Origin of the sequence: Mucilaginibacter psychrotolerans, assembly GCF_004519315.1 — a bacterium.
GTDB lineage: Bacteria > Bacteroidota > Bacteroidia > Sphingobacteriales > Sphingobacteriaceae > Mucilaginibacter > Mucilaginibacter psychrotolerans.
Genome location: NZ_SOZE01000001.1, coordinates 331,274 through 348,624, shown reverse-complemented (window position 1 = coordinate 348,624; position 17,351 = coordinate 331,274). Strand labels below are relative to the sequence as shown.

The following is a 17,351-nucleotide window of genomic DNA, read 5'->3' as shown; positions in this document are numbered from 1 at the left end:
GCTTCTTTTTGATTACACCGATTTATTGTGATTTCACCGATGAGACCGTACTATTTTCAAATTCTCAAATCTCCAAATTAACTCATCAACTTAAACTGCTCCAGCAGTTCTTCCATGTCATCAAAATGATTTTTCACGCCATTGATGTCCTGGTATTTCTCGTGGCCTTTGCCTGCCAAAAGGATGATATCTCCGGGCTGGGCAAACATGCAGGCAGTTTTGATGGCTTCGCGCCTGTCGGCTATGCTTACGCAATGGCGTTTAAATGCCGGGTCGATGCCTGCTTCCATATCTTTAATAATCTGGGGCGGGTCCTCGGTGCGCGGGTTGTCTGATGTCAGTATCACCTTGTCGCTCCACTCGCTGGCTACCTTTGCCATTACGGGGCGTTTGGTTTTATCCCTATCGCCGCCGCAGCCTATTACGGTTATTACCTTTTCTTTGCCTTTACGTATATCGTGTATGGTGCTCAGTACGTTCTGTACGGCATCTGGTGTGTGCGCATAATCTACAATACCAATTACCTTGTTGGGCGCAACAATGTACTCAAAACGGCCCTCGGCACCAGTAAGCTTGCTCAGGCTTATGAGCACCTTGCTCCTGTCCTGCTCCAGCAATAATGCAGCGGCGTAAACTGCCAGTAGGTTGTAGGCATTGAAGGTACCCACCAGTTTAAACCAAACCTCTTCGTTATCAATATTCAGCAGCAAGCCGCCAAATTGGTTTTCTATGATGCGTGCCCGGTAATCGGCCATGCTTTTTAACCCGTAGCTCTTTTTATGGGCCGCAGTGTTCTGCAGCATTACGTTGCCATTCTTGTCATCGGCATTGGTTAGAGCGAAGGCACTTTTCGGCAGGTTATCGAAGAAAGTTTTCTTGGCTTTCAGGTAACTGTCGAACGTTTTATGATAGTCCAGGTGGTCGTGCGTAAGGTTGGAGAATATCCCGCCCGAGAACTTCAACCCTTCTATCCGGTATTGTGCTATGGCGTGCGAGCTTACTTCCATAAAGCAATAATCACAGCCTTCTTCTACCATATCAGCCAGCAGCTTATTCAGCGCAACCGGATCGGGCGTGGTATGGGTAGACGGAATAACGCGGCCATTTACCTGGTTCTCTACGGTAGAGAGCAGCCCGCATTTGTAGCCTAAATCCCTAAACAGCTTATAAAGCAGCGTAGCGATGGTAGTTTTGCCATTGGTACCGGTAACCCCAACCAGCTTTAAGTTGGATGATGGGTTCTCGTAAAAATTGGCGGCCAATGTGCCTAATGCCTTTGCAGAATTATTCACCATTAAAAAATCCACCTCGCCGGTTACATGCGCGGGTAATTCTTCGCATATTACCGCAATGGCGCCATCTTTCACGGCTTGCTCAATATAATCGTGGCCATCAACAAGGGTGCCCTTAAGCGCCACGAACAACGAACCCGGTACTACCTGCCGCGAATCGAACACGATAGCAGATATTTCCACATCGGCACTACCCTGCAATTCGGTAAATGCTACTCCCTCTAATATATCGCTCAGGTATCTCATTCCAGTTCAATTGTTATTTTTGATCCTTTTGGTATCAGGCTGCCGCCGGTAACGCTTTGGCTGCTAACCGTGCCGCTTCCGCGTACCGTAACCTTGTACCCTGCATTGCCCATAAAGTACAAAGCATCGCTAAGACCCATGCCTACTACATTGGGCACCGTGCCCGCCTTTGTTTTAGTATCCTCAAATGCAATACCACTGCTGGTATCTACGCTGTTATTAAGGGATGCGTATAACGGCTTAAGCTGTAGCTGACCGTACACCTGTTTAAGCGCCTTAACATTCCCCTGCTTTGTTTTGGGCAGAGTGGTGTTGCCCACGTAACGCACCGGTGCGCGTTCTATTCCCAACGTGCTGGCATAAACCTTATCGGCAATTTCTTTAAAGGCCGGGCCGGCTACCTGCGCGCCATAGTACCCGTTCTTAGGGTCGTTAATAACCACGATGAGCGAATATTTGGGATGATCTGCCGGGAAGTACCCGCAAAACGATGCCTGATATTGCTTCTTTTCAGTCCTGTAGCCTTTGGCATTATCTGCCACCTGGGCTGTACCTGTTTTACCTGCAATTTTATATACATCGCTGCGGATGATATTTTTTCCGGTCCCCTCGCTTACGACGCCTTCCAGCATTCCGCGCATTTTTCCCAGGGTGATATCCGAGCATATCTTATCATTGATAGTGCGTGCATGAAAACGCTCTATGGTATTGCCCAACCTGCGTATTTCTGTTACGAAAATAGGCGATATGTACTTGCCGTCGTTCGCTATGGCGTTGTAGAAGCTCAGCATCTTTAAAGGCGTCATTTGCATTTCATAACCATAGGCCATCTGGGGCAGCGTAAGGTTTTTGTTCCAGCTGGCGTTTTTTGGGGTTTTTATAACCGGCGTTGCTTCTCCGGGTATTTGCAAACCCATTTTTTCGTTCAGGTGCCAGTTGTACAGGTGGTTGGTAAATCTTGCCTGGTTACTGTTATATGCCCTGTTTACCAGGAAAGCCACCGCCGCGTTGGACGATTCTTCGAACGCCTTTTTTACTGTAACCACCCCAATGCTCCCATGCGAATCTTTAATGACGTGGCTATTGCCCGGCACTTTGTATTCGCCCGTGTTTACCAGCGTATTGGTATCAACCATCCTATCTTCCAGCAGGGCCATGTACGATGCCACCTTGAAGGTAGATCCCGGATCCTGGTTGCCGGCTATGGCGTAATTGTACTTTTCTTTAAATGTACCATCGGGCATGCGTGTAAAATTGGCCACAGCCTTAACTGCGCCCGTTGCTACTTGCATCAAAATAACAGTACCGTGCTCGGCATCGGCTTTGATCAACTGTTTCATGAGTGCGTTCTGCGCTACGTCCTGAAAATTGATATCGATGGTAGATATAATATCTGCGCCCTCTTTTGGTTGTACGTCCTGGTCCTCGTCTACGGGTATCCAAACGCCGCCGGCCAGCCGCTGCTCCAGCCGCTTGCCGCTTTCACCATTGATATAGCTCGCGTATGCCCCTTCAAGTCCTACCGGGTTCTTAATGTTCTGGTTATGGTAGCCAATGGTACGCGCAGCCAGCGAACGATATGGCAGTATGCGGTTATTATGCAGATCTACTATTAAACCGCCCTTGTACCTGCCTAAACTGAACACCGGGAACTTGCGTATGACTGCAAGATCCTGAAAAGTTACATTGCGCCTAACCAACTGGTAACGCGATTTTTCTTTACGTGCCTGCCGGAACATGCGCGAATACGCGCTTGCAGGCTGATCCTTAAAGAATTTGGACATTTGTGCCGATAACAGTTCGATCTGCTCGTCGAAAGTCTTATCATCGGCAATGCCCGCCGCCATCATATCCATATGCAGCTCATACTCGGGCACCGATGTTGCCAGCAAGCTGCCATCGGCAGAGAATATATTTCCCCTATCCGCCTCGATGATTTTTACGCGGGTAGAGTTCTCGTGCGCCATGGCCTTCCACTTATCGCCCTGCACCAACTGCACGCGACAAAGCTGTACTACCACTGCGCCGGCAAACAAAATAATCAGCCCAAAAGCCAGGTACACGTTAAATAATATGCTTTTCCTGATACTCATTGCTCATCCTCCTGCTTTACTACTATTTTTTGCGGCGGCTGTTCAGATGGGTGCAAACCCAGCGAATCCGTTTCGGCTTGTTTAGCTACTTCGGTAAGCGTGGTTTTAAATGCCATCTCGGCTTGTATGCTTTTATACTCGGCACTCAGTTTCTTCACCTCGTTACCTACCTTATCTATCTCGCGGATGTTATTGTCTGTTAAATGCCGGGCACCTATATATACCATGCACAGAAAAGCGATGTAAAAAACAAAAGGCAAGGCACCAATGGCATCATCTGTAGTGATGACCCCATTACGCAAAAACCTGGTAAAGAAGTTATCGGGCAAACCCTGCGCGGGCTTGTTATCAACGATAAGCTCTTTCTCAGCTTCTTCTTCCTGAATTTCTGTACGGAAACGGTTGCTCATTTTTTTACAGCTATCCTTAATTTAGCACTGCGTGCCCTGTTATTGCTTACTATCTCCTCCGGCGATGCAGTGATAGCTCCACGGCTCACGGCATCCAACGGTTTGTTATCGTTACCATAAAAATCTTTCTCCACCTCGCCGCTAAACTTGCCTTTGGCGATGAAGTTTTTCACCAACCTGTCTTCCAGCGAGTGGTAGCTCATTACTACCAGCCTGCCCCCTACCGCCAGCACCTCTGCCGATTGTACCAGGAAATCTTTCAAGGCTTCCAATTCCTGGTTCACCTCTATGCGCAGCGCCTGAAATACCTGCGCCAGGTATTTGTTTTCCTTCCCTTTCGGAATGCGGTTGCTGATGGCGTTCTTCAAATCGGCCACGGTTACTATGGGGCCGTTTAACCTTGCCGTAACGATGGTGCTAGCCAATGATTTGGCGTTCTGTATCTCGCCATACATGCCGAAGATGCGATGCAGATCGGCTTCGCTGTAAGTGTTTACCACTTCCTTGGCGCTCAGTTCCGATTGTTGGTTCATGCGCATATCCAATTCCGCATCAAAACGGATAGAAAAACCCCGCTCGGCCTGATCGAACTGGTAGGATGATACCCCCAGATCTGCCAGTATACCATCTACCGGGATAGCCCCGTGCAGGCGGCAAAAATTCTTTAAGTAGCGAAAGTTCTGATCAATGAAGGTAAAACGGTCATCCGCTATCTTGTTCTGCTGCGCATCGGCATCCTGATCAAAGGCCAGCAGTTGCCCATCCTCGCCCAGGTGCTTCATAATTTCGCGCGAATGCCCGCCGCCACCAAAAGTTACATCTACATAAGTACCGCCGGGCTTTATGTTTAAAGCCTCAATACATTCCTGCAGCATAACCGGGGTATGGTAATTACTCATCTACGCGCTTTTTTTAGTACCCATTACTTCCTCGGCCAATTCGGCAAAATTCTCGGGCTCGTTAGCTATCATCGCTTTGTGCGCTTTAGCGTCCCAAACCTCTATTTTATTCAGCATGCAGGTAAGCACTATATCGTTGCTGATGCCGGCATGCTCAAACAAATTCTTCGGCAGGTTTACCCTTCCGGCGCTATCCGGCATCAAAACCGTAGCACCCGCCGTGAAATAACGCACAAACTGTATGCTTTTCCTATCGAATTCGTTAAGTTTGCTCAGTTCATCCAATTTTTTGTCCCACTCTTTTTTGGTGTAGATAACAAGATAATTCTCCAGGCCACGATTGATCACAAGACCCTCAGCATCAGCTTCCGGGAGCTGCTTTTTGAGGCCCGCAGGGATCATCAGCCGCCCTTTGGCGTCTAACTTGCATTCGTACTCACCTGTTAAATAGGACATTCTTGTTGGTAAACTATTTTAGTAATGTAAAAGTAGAGTTTTCTCCACTTTCTAACACTTTTTCCCACCAAAAAGTTTTCAACATTTTTGGTGCTTAATTCTGCGTACCCTGTAGATTATGAAGCAGCAGAAAACCCGAATAAGCAACTAATACTAAGCACATTAGCAATTTACCTTAAGGGACTATAAAAAACACGGAGAAAGGCTCAAAACCCAAGCAATCAGCACTTAAAGGCCAACCGCCTAATAAGCTGATGAAACCAAGTTTAAGGAAGCAGAAATTGCATTTAATTAAGAAATCAACCCTAAATACTCATTTGAGTGGGAAGGAGTGGGAGGATTTATCTGAACTCGAATTTTAAGGAATTACCGAATTGACAGAATTTAGTTAAAGGGTTAACCGATAAAGTTCTGTTTATTCAAAAAATTCGCTTAATTCGAGTTCAGACAAAATCAAATGATTATCGTAATACAATGCGCCGACAGGATTGGACTGGTAGCGGCCATCTCGGGACTGCTTTCGCAAAAAGCTTTCAATATTATTTCTATGCAGGAGCATGTAGATAAGAGCGAGCAGCTCTTCTTCATGCGTATAGAGGTTGACCGTACCGATGGCACACCCGAGCTGGAGCAAGGCCTGCGCGAGATACTGCCCGAAGGCGCTATCATCAAGATAAACCCCGATGCCGAAAAGAAAATCATCGTGCTGGTAACCAAAGAGTACCATTGCCTGGCCGATATACTGGTGCGCAACTATTTCAAAACCCTTGGGGCCAGTGTGCAATGCGTAATTGGCAACCACAATACATTGCAGGATATCTGCCGCCGGTTCGATATACCGTTCATCTACATTCCGTTCGCGGGCGACAACCATGGCTTTGAGGAAAGCCTACTGGATTGCATCAGCGGCTATGAATATGAGTATCTGGTGCTGGCTAAATTCATGCGGATACTATCGGCAGGTTTCGTAGGCAGGTTCGATAAGAAGATCATTAATATCCACCATTCGTTTTTACCGGCATTTGCAGGTGCCAGCCCCTACCGCCAGGCGCATGAACGCGGCGTAAAGCTAATAGGCGCTACGGCCCATTACGTAACCGACCAATTGGACGAAGGCCCCATCATAGCCCAGCAAATCATCCCGGCCAGTCACTCCCACACCGTGCAGGATATGGTAAAAGCCGGCAAAGAGATAGAAACGGCAGTATTGGCCAAAGCCCTTAAGCTGGTATTCGACGACAGGGTGTTTGTTTACAAGAACAGGACGGTGGTATTGGAGTAAAGCCTTTACCTGCGTAACGCGTTACAATTATTTCTCCCTCTTTATTGCGTAAAACCTATTGCATTGTCGTTGTCTTTCTGAACTCGAATTTTAAGGAATTAATTGAATGTGCAGAATAAGAAAGCCACGGCGAAAGCATTCGATAAATTCCTAAAATTCCTTAAAATTCGAGTTCAGAAATAACCCAACCTACCAAATCGATTTCAGCGGCATTATCTTAACATCTTTTATCTCTCCTTTTGCGGATAAAATACTTAGGTGATTATAAGGCTTCGATGCAAAGTAAGTACTGGTAAGGTTACTTAATCCTCCATCGGCAAATAACTCCACAGATGATGCATCTACAATCAACTCTACCGAAGAGGCTTTACCGGTAGCCAGCCTCGGCACGAAACTCCATTTGGCAAACTCCTTATTAAAATCAACCTTGCCAGATTTTTCGCGGTTGATGAAGTAACGGTCGGCTTTTTTGTTGTAGCCGATCACCAGCGATTCGCCTGCATCGTTGCTCAGGGTGATAAAATAATCCTCCGCAGAATCCATCTTGAACTTAAGACTGTAAAGTGCTGGTAGTTTAATGGCGGAGGCAATATCCTTGCCGCCCTTTAAGGCAGCTGCAGGCACATCTATAGCTTTTGCAGCGATGCCCGACAGCTCCTTAACGGGCGTAGAAGCGAGGTATATATCGCCATTGATTTGTTTCAAAGCCAAATCGCGCGGGATGGTGTTGGCGCTGCGCCAGGTTGCGGTTGGCACCTGGTTGGCATACTGCCAGTTGGCCATCCAACCGAGGAATATCTTACGCGCCCCGGTGTTAGACCAAGTGATGCCGGCGTAATCATCGGGACCGTGATCAATCCAGCGGGTTTCATCGTCTATAGCCGTAAACGTATTGCCATTGAATTGCCCAATAAAATACTGCGTGCCCGAGCCGCCGTTAGGCGCGCCGGAACCAATGCTTACAATGAGTACCCAATACTCCTTGCCATTTAGTTTAAGCGGGAACAGATCGGGGCATTCCCAAACGCCGCCATGACTGCCTTGCTTTTCGCCAAACTCGCTTTCCTTTTTCCAGTCCTTTAAGTTAGGCGAGCTGTAAAATGTAATGCGGTCATTGGTGGCGAGGGTCATCACCCATTTGTGTTTTGCGGCGTACCAGCTTACTTTCGGGTCGCGAAAATCGCGGATGCCGGGGTTCTTTACTACGGGATTACCGGCGTACTTGGTCCAGGTCTTTCCTTCGTCCAGGCTGTAGGCGATGCTCTGGTTCTGGAAATTATCGGTATTGGCTTTCTCGCCCACCGGATCATGATGCGTAAATATAGCTACCATAGGCACCTGACCTTTTTTGCCAAAGCCCGAGGTGTTGTTTACATCAACCACCGCGCTGCCGCTGAAGATGTAGCCGAGTTTGTCGGGATAAAGGGCAATGGGCAATTGTTTCCAATGGATAAGATCTTTACTGGTGGCGTGCCCCCAATGCATAGGCCCCCAAACGATATCTTTTGGATAATACTGAAAGAACAAGTGGTAGGTGCCTTTATAATACACCATGCCGTTTGGATCATTCATCCATTTGGCAGCAGGCGAAAAATGAAATTGCGGGCGGTGGGGCTCGTGGTATAGTGTTGATTTTTGCGCAACGGCAGCAAGGCCTGCTAACATACAGCAGGCAAAAAGCATTCCTTTAAAAGTATTCATGAATAGCGGTTTACAATGGTAATGTTACGGTTTAACAATTGAACCACAAAAAAGATTGCGCATTTTATTAAGCGCACGGCACCATTTACTCAAACACGATATTATCCGCGCCAGACACTTTGCTTACGTGGCAATTGCAGCCGCCGGATACTTTGATAATGGCGGTTACCATTTTGTTGTTGGCGGTGTTTGTCGCGGTTATCCTTAGGTCGTCTCCTTCGGTGCTTAATTGTTTTTTGTTGGCATCGCTAACCAAGGTGTATTTGCCGGGTTGGCTCATCATACTACCCATCCCCTGCGCTAAAATAGCCACGTTGGTACGCAAATTGAGCACCTTAACATCTTTTACCGTTACGGGGTTCCCAGCCTTATCCACAAAATTTACGCTGAGGGTAGTAAATATCATGGTGCATACCTGGTCGGTTGGGCAACCCGCTGGTTTAAGTTTTTGGCTACAGGCCGAAAAACCAGCTATGATGAGTAAAGCTGAAATCACTTTTACGTAGAGGGTGCGTTTCATGGGCATCGGCTTTTTAGGCACAACACTAAAAGGCGGTAATTGTTGGCAGCAAATACAAACCTGTTAGAATACTACTTTATCCGGACCCGATATTTTGCTGATGTGGCAATTACAGCTGCCGCCGCTGATTTTAACAATGGCGAACGCCGTTTTATTGGTAGCAGTGCTGGTAGCCGTTATCTTCACCTCATCGCCTTCGGCAGAAAAATCGTCCTTATTGCTATCGGTGGCAACAAAATAAATATTTGGCGAGAAGCCGGGGTCGAGCACGTTCCTGGCCACAACCGGTTTGTTTGTGCGTAGGTTTACAACGGTAACATCCTTTACTGCAACGTTATCGCCTGCACTATTAACAAATTGGATTCCGAATGACCTGAACTCCTGGGTACAGGCCTGTTGCAAATTGCAAGCAGCATTTTTGCTATTTTTGGTGCAGGCGGCTATGCCAAAGGCCGATAAGCATAGCAGCAGGGTTAGTTTCTTAAGCATACAATCTATTTTATGAGCATTACGCTGCAGCCTGGCAAAGTGCTACATCCGCCCGCTATTAAAGCGGCTATAATACCTGGTTAAACTCCAGCCGCTCGCCATCGGGCCCGGTGATGTTAAAATACTTGCAGCCGCGGGTCCAAAATTGCAGCAAAACGGGTTCGGATTCTATAATACCAAAACCTGCCTGTTTAATAATCGCGTAGGTTTCGTCGATATCCGATACATCGAAAGCTACGTGGTCGATATGGCCGTTGCCCCTTGCTTTAATCTCCGCTAATTCGCTTTCGGGCAATTGGTATAGTTCCAATATCATACTGTCGCGCTTCATCATTACACAGGTGCCGCGTGCGTCTTCGGCGCCAAAACCAGCCTGCATTACATTGGCGAAGCCAAGGCGTTCATAAAAAGCCTGCGAGTTGGCAATATCGGTTACCGGGATGCCTATGTGCTGGATAGCATTGATTTTTAGGTTAGTCGCTTGCTTCATAATTATGGATTTTAGACATCGGCCTATTTTTATACCTTAGGCAAATAAACCCAAACTTATGAAATTGATTGCACAGATACTGATAGGCCTGGTAGCCATAGAGCACATTTATATTTTATGGATAGAGATGTTTGCATGGACCACCAAGGGCAAAGCCACCTTTAAAAGCTTACCCAAACATTTGTTCGAGCCTACCAAAACGCTGGCCGCCAATCAAGGGCTTTACAATGGCTTCCTTTCGGCAGGGTTGATATGGTCATTACTTATTGCCGATGCGGTATGGAGTAAAAACGTTGCGATGTTCTTTCTGAGCTGTGTTGTAGTAGCCGGCCTCTATGGCGGACTTACCGCCAGCAAAGGAATTTTAATGAAGCAATTTTTGCCTGCGGCGATTGCTTTGGTGGCGTTGTTGGTGTGGATGTAGGATGCAAAAGTTGCGGGGTGAAGCAGCAACCTTATTGCGCCAATGTAGCAGATAGTAACCGCAGTAGTGGTGGCAGTATTTTGACACCATTCTAAAATTTACAAAAACCTGATTACTAACTATTTGCAAGTGTTCACGATATTCACGCGCGACACCGTGAACACTTGCCAAGGCTTTGGCGCGTTGCAGGCAGCCAAAAAAAGGAACAAAAGAGGCAGTATTATAAACCCTTACATCACCCGCACCTTCAAAAAGCTTGGATGCGCTTTTGAGGTGTAAAGGCGGTGCGTTTGTTTGGTAAAGTCGGTGTCCTTGGCTTTCATAATATCCTGAAACTGCTGGGTGTTCCGGTCTATGAGCGGGAACCAGGTGCTTTGTACCTGTATCATGATGCGGTGGCCTTTTTTGAAGGTGTGCAATACATCCTGCAATTCAAAATTTACCGGGGTTACCTTACCTGGCACAAATGGCTCGGGTTTCGAAAAATCATTGCGGTATTTACCACGAATGGGTTCGCTGCGTACCATTTGCTCGTACCCTGCCATGCTGATATCCTTGCCGGTGAACTGGTTGTTGGCGGCAGTATCGGGATAAACATCCAGTACTTTCACCACCAAATCGGCATCCGTACCTGTGGTGCTGAATTTGAGGTTCGCCCATATGTTGCCGGCGATAGTTACATCGGCATCCAGCACGTCGGTTTTGTAGGTAAGTACATCGGGGCGGCGTTCGGCGAAGCGCTGATCGGCTGTCATATACTCGCGTTTCATGTCGAAGTCGATACCATCTATAAAAGGCACCGGGTTCATCGGGTCTGATACCCATTCCTTGTAATCATCCGTAGTGGCCGTAGGTGCGGTAAAGGATAACTTGCCGCCGGGCAGCAGATATAGATTCTTGTCCTCGGCCTCCTTTGGTGGCCAGGTGTTGAAGCTTTTCCATTGGTTGGTACCGGTTTGGAAGGTAGACACTTTAGGGATATCCAGCGGCGTCCCTTTCAAGTAGTGGCTAAAAAAAGCGAACTCAACCTTCTCCCTGTAATAAGGCCCGGTTGGCCCACCGAAGCTTACTTCGCCCAGGTGGTCGCCGTTGCCGCGCGCCCAGCCGCCGTGTACCCAGGGGCCCATGGCAAAGTAAACAGGCGTTTTAGGGTTCTTTTGGGCTAATGTTTTATAGGTGTTTATGGCACCATACAAGTCTTCGGCATCATACCAGCCGCCGGTTACCAGCACAGCGGTCTTAATATCGTGTAGGTGGGGCAATACATTGCGGTCTTTCCAATGCTGGTCGTAATCGGGGTGGTCCATCATCTCATTCCACAAGCGGATGGTGTCTTTAAAATACTTATCATTGGTATTCTTCATGGAGCCCATATCCATAAAAAACTTAAAGCCATCATTGGTGCCGGGGTTAAAACGGCCACCACGGCGCTGGGTGGGTTTATCATCCTGCCGATTGGTGAAGCCCGGGTAAAAGCCAAAATTGGCCACCAGGAAAAACGCGCCGTTGTGCCAGCCGTCGTCGCGCCAAAGGTCGGCAATCGGGGCCTGCGGGGAAGCTGCAACCAGCGCGGGATGACGGCTAAGCAGTGCTGTAGTCGTATAAAAGCCAGGGTAAGATATACCCCACACCCCTACCTTACCATTGTTGCCGGGCAGGTTTTTCAACAGCCAGTCGATAGTATCGTAGGTGTCGGTGCCTTCGTCTACATCCTTATTGGTTTTGTGGACTTCCTTTTCGGGCGTCATTTCTTCATATATACCCTCGCTCATCCAGCGGCCGCGCACGTCCTGGTAAACAAAAATATAGCCATCCTTTAAAAACTGTGGGGATGGACCAAGGTTGGTTTTGTATTTATCCAGCCCATAAGGTGCTACGCTGTAAGGCGTACGGTCCATCATAATAGGATATTTTTCGCTTTGGTTTTTCGGCACATAAACCGAGGTGAATAGCTTTACGCCATCGCGCATGGGTATCTGATATTCGTACTTGGTGTAGTTATCTTTTATGTACGCTGCATCTCCCTGCGCAAAAGCACCTAAGGCAGAAATAATGAAGCAAAAAACTATGAGGGAGTATTTTTTCATCTGGTGTAATTTCGATGCTTTAAAAGTAAGCAATAAAATAAAAAAGCCCCTTAAAGATAGGGGCTGATATAAATATGTTACGTTAAACACTACAAGTTTCGCTTCTTTAATTCTTCGGCAGCGTAATTTGCCGCCCTTGCCGTTAGCGCCATAAACGTAAGCGAAGGGTTTTGCGTTCCTGTCGATGTCATGCAGGCACCATCGGTTACAAACACATTTTTACAGGCGTGCAACTGGTTCCATTTATTCAAAAGCGATGTATTGGGGTCTTTACCCATGCGCACACCACCAACTTCATGTATATCTAAGCCCGGTGCCTGCTTACTATCGTTTGTACTGATGTTTTTGCAGCCAGCAGCATCCAGCATTTCGGCACCTTGTTGTAAAAAGTCGTTCATCAACTTTACATCATTATCATCATAAGCAATATCAAAGGATAACAACGGTACACCCCATGCATCTTTTTGCGTAGTACTTAAGGCTACCTGGTTTTGACGTTTGGGGATGGTTTCGCCCTGCATCATCATATAAATACCCCAATTACCCGGCTCAGCAATGCTATCTTTATAGCCACCGCCCAATTGCTCACCATCGGCCTGATGACCCCAACCCGCACGCGTAGCCGTATAAAATGTCATGTAACCCCGTAAAAAATCCGTCTCCTGTTTACGTACGTTCCTAAAATTGGGCATCATTACAGCCGTTGGGCGGCGCCCGTAATAATAAGCATCATCATAGCCGTCCATACTCGCCGTTAGAGAGCCCCGGTAATTATGGAAGGCCATGTATTTACCCAACAAGCCATTATCATTACCTAAACCATTTGGAAACCTGGCAGAAGTTGAGTTGAGCAGGATAAGATTGGTGTTGAGTGTAGCGGCATTAACAAATATGATGCGCGCGAAATACTCCATTGCCTCGTGCGTTTGGGTATCAATAACCCTTACACCCGTAGCTTTACCCAGTTTTTCATCATAAATAATAGAATGAACTACCGAGAATGGCCGGAGGGTTAGGTTACCTGTTTTTGCTGCCCATGGCAACGTTGATGCGTTGGAACTGAAATAGCCACCAAAGGGGCATCCCCTATCGCAAAGGCTGCGTGCCTGGCATTGCCCCCTACCTTGATCTAAATGAATTTGATTTGGCCGGGTCAAATGGGCACAGCGACCGATGATCACGTCGCGGTCTTTATAGGCGGCCATTATTCGCTTTTGCATCGTTTTCTCTACCACATTCATTTCCCATGGAGGTAAAAATTCGCCATCGGGCAGGGTATCCAGGCCATCTTTATTGCCCGATATGCCGGCAAAGCGTTCTACGTAACTGTACCATGGCGCTATATCGTCGTATCTAATGGGCCAGTCAACCGCAAAGCCGTCTCGTGCAGGCCCTTCAAAATCAAATTTGCTCCATCGCTGCGTTTGCCTGGCCCACAATAATGATTTACCACCCACCTGGTAACCACGAATCCAATCAAAGGGCTTTTTTTGTTCATACGGATGCTCTGCATCTTTAACAAAGAAATGCTTTGTTGCTTCGGTATAGGCGTAACATTTATCGGCAATTGGGTTTTTACCCTTGTCTTCGGATGCCAACTGCCCGCGATGAGGGAAATCCCATGGATTTTTTGTAGCTGTTGGGTAGTCTTTCAAATGTGTTACATTTCGGCCGCGTTCAAGCACCAGGGTTTTTAGTCCCTTTTCACAAAACTCTTTGGCTGCCCAGCCGCCGCTGATGCCGGAGCCGATGACAATTGCATCATAAGTATGTGCCAGATTCCCTTTCGAAGTTACGTCAGTCATGATATTGCATGTTAGGTGCTCTGATATTATTGTTTAGTAGCAGTCATTGAATAATATAAGCAGGTCAATAAAGCCCCGTTTCGACCGCAATATACTACGAAACAGATAATTTGTTTGTAAGCTCTAAATAGGCCCCGTTTATATCCTCTCCCCCGCCAAACGCCGCCCAGCCTTGCGATTGATAAAAGGCCAAAGCATGTTCATTCTGTTTCAGGCATTTCAATTTCAGAGGTGCATCAAAAAGCAAGGCGGCCTTATTAAGCAACGCCTTACCAATACCTTTGCCAACGTGCTGGGGATGAACGTAAAGGTGGTGAATAAAATTATCCGGCTCCCAAATGGAGAGGAAACCTACCGGCTCATGGCCCACCAGAGCGACTATCAATGTTTCGCCCAGGGTGTCGGCATTAAAATCGGCGAGCGCGTACGGTGTAGTATCGAGCCAGTAAAAAGTTCTGATGCGGCTTTGGAGGTAAATTTGGGCAAGCGCGTCGTGGTCGCACGGCTGGTAATTGCGGATAGTGAGGTTTACTTCCATCTCCACCCTAACTCCTGTGTTACATGAATATTAGGGTTCTGGAAGATGGTTAACAAATCGTTCACAAAAGAGCTGCTTACCGCAGCCTTGGGAATCACCAGGGCATCGCCCGATTTCAAGCGGACGAAATAATGTGTACTAATCTCATTGATCTCCGACAGTTCTGTAGTATATATCTTACTCTCGCCGCCCGCGTCCTTAGTTTCTATAATGTCGCTTCCAAAATCAATTATAGATTCTTTGTCTATCCTGTAACCCAGTTTATCCATGAGGAATTTTTGATAATGTTTTTTGTAAGAATAACGCTGGTATAGCGGAAAAAAAATTAGGGTAATGATTCCGCAGAAAAGGAACCAATAGGCTAAAAATTCATTTTGATACCTTAATACAAAGGCTAGGGCAAAAAAACCAAAAGATAGCACCAACCAGGACCGGCGGCGGTTTGCCTTACTCCGTTTATTCTTTGATGCCGAATAAAGCAGGTAGGTTAAGTAATCCTCTTCCTGCAAAACTGTTTGTACTATCATTTTCTATTTAGGCTGGCAGGTTTGTTTATTGTACGATGTTCGTACTGTGTTTTACGTCGAACACCGAGGCATCCGTTTTTTGGTTTACCAGCCAATCTACCACTTTCGATTTCATGGTACGGCCTTCGCCCATGTCGGCTATCATTACCATGGGTATGAGGCAGCCATTAAAAGACTTGTAGTCATCCATGTAGTGTTTGCGGCCCTTTTTATCAATTATTTTCAGCAAGCCGGTTGCCTTTTCGTAGTAGTTGATATTACGCGAACCGTTTTTTGAGGTAAGCACCACCACATAATATTCCACGCCGTTTATGGTATCAATACCGAACATTTCCCGCTTATAATTTAACAGTGCATAGCTCATATCCGGCAATATCTGCGATTGTAATTCGTAGTGATCCAATTGCTCTGTATCGGTAACTTCTTCTTGCTTACCGTTGATGATATTGTAGGCCTTGCCGTTATTATAAACCTCTTTTATATCTATGCCGCTGCCAATAAGGCTTTGGTAATATTTCCCGGGGCCTAATTTTATCACCAGTATGTCCATCGGTTGGTCTTCAACCGTAGCCTTTACATGAAACTCCGATGTTTTGATGGCTGCCCAGCGCGCTTTGCCGCCAATTACGTCAACATACCTGGCCAAAACAGAATCTGCCGAAGGGAAATCCTGCGCAGCAGCGGGTAACGTTAGCAGGCAGACCAGAAAACAAAGCAGCTTGGATAGGTTTTTCATCGCTTTATATTGTGCCCTCAATATAAATAAAAAAGCGGCAGGTAAAACCCGCCGCTCCTATATATTAACAGGAATAACTTCCTTAATCGTTTATGGCTTTTACACCAGGCAATTCCTTGCCTTCCATGTATTCCAGCAAGGCACCGCCACCAGTTGATACATAGCTTACATCCTCTGTCATGCCAAATTTGGCTACTGCGGCTGCTGAATCGCCACCGCCTATTAGCGAGAATGCGCCATTTTCGGTAGCCTTGGCCACCGCCTCAGCAATAGCTTTGGTACCAACCAGAAATTTCTCCATTTCGAATACGCCCATCGGACCGTTCCAAAGTATGGTTTTCGATTCTTCTACCACCTTGCTGAACAACTTAACGGTTTCGGGGCCAATATCCAAGCCCATCCAATTGTCAGGAATTTCGCCGGTTTTGGCTATATCGGTATTGGCATCGTTGCCGAATTTATCGGCAATTACGTTATCAACCGGCAATAATAGGTTTACGCCTTTATCTTTTGCCTTCTGGCGCAGGCTAAGGGCAAGGTCCAGTTTATCAGCTTCAACCAATGACGTACCTATGCTGCCACCATCTGCCTTAGCAAAGGTGTAAGCCATGCCGCCGCCAATAATCAGGTTATCCACCTTATCCAGCAGTTTCTCTATCAGCTCTATCTTATCAGACACCTTAGAGCCACCCATAATAGCGGTGAAAGGCTTAGGTGCGTTGTTTAGTATCTTTTCGGCATTGGTTAACTCTGCAGCCATCAGGTAGCCAAAGTATTTTGCATCGGGGAAAAACTGTGCAATGATAGCAGTAGATGCATGGGCACGGTGGGCGGTACCAAATGCATCGTTCACATAAATATCGCCCAGTTTGGATAGTTTTTCGGCAAATGCAACATCGCCTTTTTCTTCTTCTTTGTAAAAACGCAGGTTTTCTAACAATAATACTTCGCCTTTACCTAAAGCTTTTGCTTTTTCAACAGCTTCGGTACCGATGCAGTCATCAGCAAACTGAACCTGCTGACCCAAGAGATCCGACAGGTGGGGAACGATATGTTTCAAAGAGAATTCCTCTGTAGGCCCATTCTTCGGCCTGCCCAGATGCGACATCAATATCACGGCGCCACCATCAGTCAGAATTTTCTTGATGGTTGGCAATGCTGCGGTCATCCGGTTATCATCAGTAATGTTATAGTCTTTATCCAGGGGGACATTAAAATCTACGCGGATAAGGGCTTTTTTACCGTTGAATGTTATCTGATCTACTGTTTTCATATTGTTAAAGTATGATTTGATGAATGGTGCGCAAATTGAACATTTTTATTAGAAATGCCAACCTTAAAGTTAAAAAGGCGTTC

General features: G+C 46.8%; 17 protein-coding genes. 2 read left to right on the top strand and 15 right to left on the bottom strand.

Features of this window, described 5'->3' with window-relative positions; all coding sequences use genetic code 11:
• Window positions 1-77: 77 nt before the first annotated feature.
• The 5 genes from E2R66_RS01645 to mraZ are packed head-to-tail and all read right to left on the bottom strand — an operon-like array spanning window position 78 to window position 5,396.
• On the bottom strand, window positions 78-1,538 hold the full coding sequence (locus E2R66_RS01645; RefSeq protein WP_133229494.1) for a UDP-N-acetylmuramoyl-L-alanyl-D-glutamate--2,6-diaminopimelate ligase: 1,461 nt from the start codon (window positions 1,536-1,538) through the stop codon (window positions 78-80).
• Window positions 1,535-3,631, bottom strand: coding sequence for a penicillin-binding protein (locus E2R66_RS01640; RefSeq protein WP_133229496.1), 2,097 nt, complete (start codon window positions 3,629-3,631; stop codon window positions 1,535-1,537). Before E2R66_RS01640 ends, E2R66_RS01645 begins: the two co-directional genes overlap by 4 nt.
• Window positions 3,628-4,041 (bottom strand): FtsL-like putative cell division protein, encoded by a 414-nt coding sequence (locus E2R66_RS01635; protein WP_133229498.1) that lies wholly within the window; start codon window positions 4,039-4,041, stop codon window positions 3,628-3,630. Before E2R66_RS01635 ends, E2R66_RS01640 begins: the two co-directional genes overlap by 4 nt.
• Window positions 4,038-4,940: a 16S rRNA (cytosine(1402)-N(4))-methyltransferase RsmH gene (gene rsmH, locus E2R66_RS01630; protein WP_133229500.1), complete on the bottom strand. Its 903-nt coding sequence runs from the start codon at window positions 4,938-4,940 to the stop codon at window positions 4,038-4,040. Before rsmH ends, E2R66_RS01635 begins: the two co-directional genes overlap by 4 nt.
• Complete coding sequence (gene mraZ, locus E2R66_RS01625; RefSeq protein ID WP_133229502.1) at window positions 4,941-5,396, bottom strand: division/cell wall cluster transcriptional repressor MraZ; 456 nt, start codon at window positions 5,394-5,396, stop codon at window positions 4,941-4,943. It lies immediately after the preceding gene.
• A 457-nt stretch (window positions 5,397-5,853) separates the two neighbouring features.
• Between mraZ and purU the strand changes: the two genes are divergently transcribed.
• Entirely contained in the window at window positions 5,854-6,678 is an 825-nt protein-coding gene (gene purU / locus E2R66_RS01620) for a formyltetrahydrofolate deformylase (protein ID WP_133229504.1), read from the top strand.
• A 189-nt stretch (window positions 6,679-6,867) separates the two neighbouring features.
• On the opposite strand, the gene E2R66_RS01615 is transcribed toward purU, so the two are convergent.
• The 4 genes from E2R66_RS01615 to E2R66_RS01600 all read right to left on the bottom strand — a co-directional run bounded on the left by E2R66_RS01615 (window position 6,868) and on the right by E2R66_RS01600 (window position 9,878).
• On the bottom strand, window positions 6,868-8,379 hold the full coding sequence (locus E2R66_RS01615; protein WP_204985844.1) for a glycoside hydrolase family 32 protein: 1,512 nt from the start codon (window positions 8,377-8,379) through the stop codon (window positions 6,868-6,870).
• Between the two features lie 85 nt (window positions 8,380-8,464).
• A complete protein-coding gene (locus E2R66_RS01610; RefSeq protein ID WP_133229506.1) occupies window positions 8,465-8,899 on the bottom strand; it encodes a hypothetical protein in 435 nt (144 codons plus the stop codon).
• A 63-nt stretch (window positions 8,900-8,962) separates the two neighbouring features.
• Window positions 8,963-9,388, bottom strand: a complete 426-nt coding sequence (locus E2R66_RS01605) for a hypothetical protein (protein WP_133229508.1) — start codon at window positions 9,386-9,388, stop codon at window positions 8,963-8,965.
• A 67-nt stretch (window positions 9,389-9,455) separates the two neighbouring features.
• A complete protein-coding gene (locus E2R66_RS01600; RefSeq protein WP_133229510.1) occupies window positions 9,456-9,878 on the bottom strand; it encodes a VOC family protein in 423 nt (140 codons plus the stop codon).
• 58 nt (window positions 9,879-9,936) lie between these two features.
• Between E2R66_RS01600 and E2R66_RS01595 the strand changes: the two genes are divergently transcribed.
• Window positions 9,937-10,302 (top strand): DUF1304 domain-containing protein, encoded by a 366-nt coding sequence (locus E2R66_RS01595; protein ID WP_133229512.1) that lies wholly within the window; start codon window positions 9,937-9,939, stop codon window positions 10,300-10,302.
• Window positions 10,303-10,532: 230 nt separating this feature from the next.
• Here E2R66_RS01595 and E2R66_RS01590 read toward each other — a convergent pair whose 3' ends face one another.
• The 6 genes from E2R66_RS01590 to E2R66_RS01565 form a co-directional block, all read right to left on the bottom strand.
• Window positions 10,533-12,389, bottom strand: coding sequence for a CocE/NonD family hydrolase (locus E2R66_RS01590; protein WP_133229514.1), 1,857 nt, complete (start codon window positions 12,387-12,389; stop codon window positions 10,533-10,535).
• Between the two features lie 89 nt (window positions 12,390-12,478).
• Entirely contained in the window at window positions 12,479-14,194 is a 1,716-nt protein-coding gene (locus E2R66_RS01585) for a GMC oxidoreductase (RefSeq protein WP_133229516.1), read from the bottom strand.
• Window positions 14,195-14,288: 94 nt separating this feature from the next.
• Complete coding sequence (locus E2R66_RS01580) at window positions 14,289-14,732, bottom strand: GNAT family N-acetyltransferase (protein ID WP_133229518.1); 444 nt, start codon at window positions 14,730-14,732, stop codon at window positions 14,289-14,291.
• Window positions 14,723-15,259: a YcxB family protein gene (locus E2R66_RS01575; protein ID WP_133229520.1), complete on the bottom strand. Its 537-nt coding sequence runs from the start codon at window positions 15,257-15,259 to the stop codon at window positions 14,723-14,725. Before E2R66_RS01575 ends, E2R66_RS01580 begins: the two co-directional genes overlap by 10 nt.
• A gap of 25 nt (window positions 15,260-15,284) precedes the next feature.
• A complete protein-coding gene (locus E2R66_RS01570; RefSeq protein ID WP_133229522.1) occupies window positions 15,285-15,995 on the bottom strand; it encodes a LolA family protein in 711 nt (236 codons plus the stop codon).
• Window positions 15,996-16,077: 82 nt separating this feature from the next.
• Window positions 16,078-17,268, bottom strand: a complete 1,191-nt coding sequence (locus E2R66_RS01565; protein ID WP_133229524.1) for a phosphoglycerate kinase — start codon at window positions 17,266-17,268, stop codon at window positions 16,078-16,080.
• Window positions 17,269-17,351: the final 83 nt, after the last annotated feature.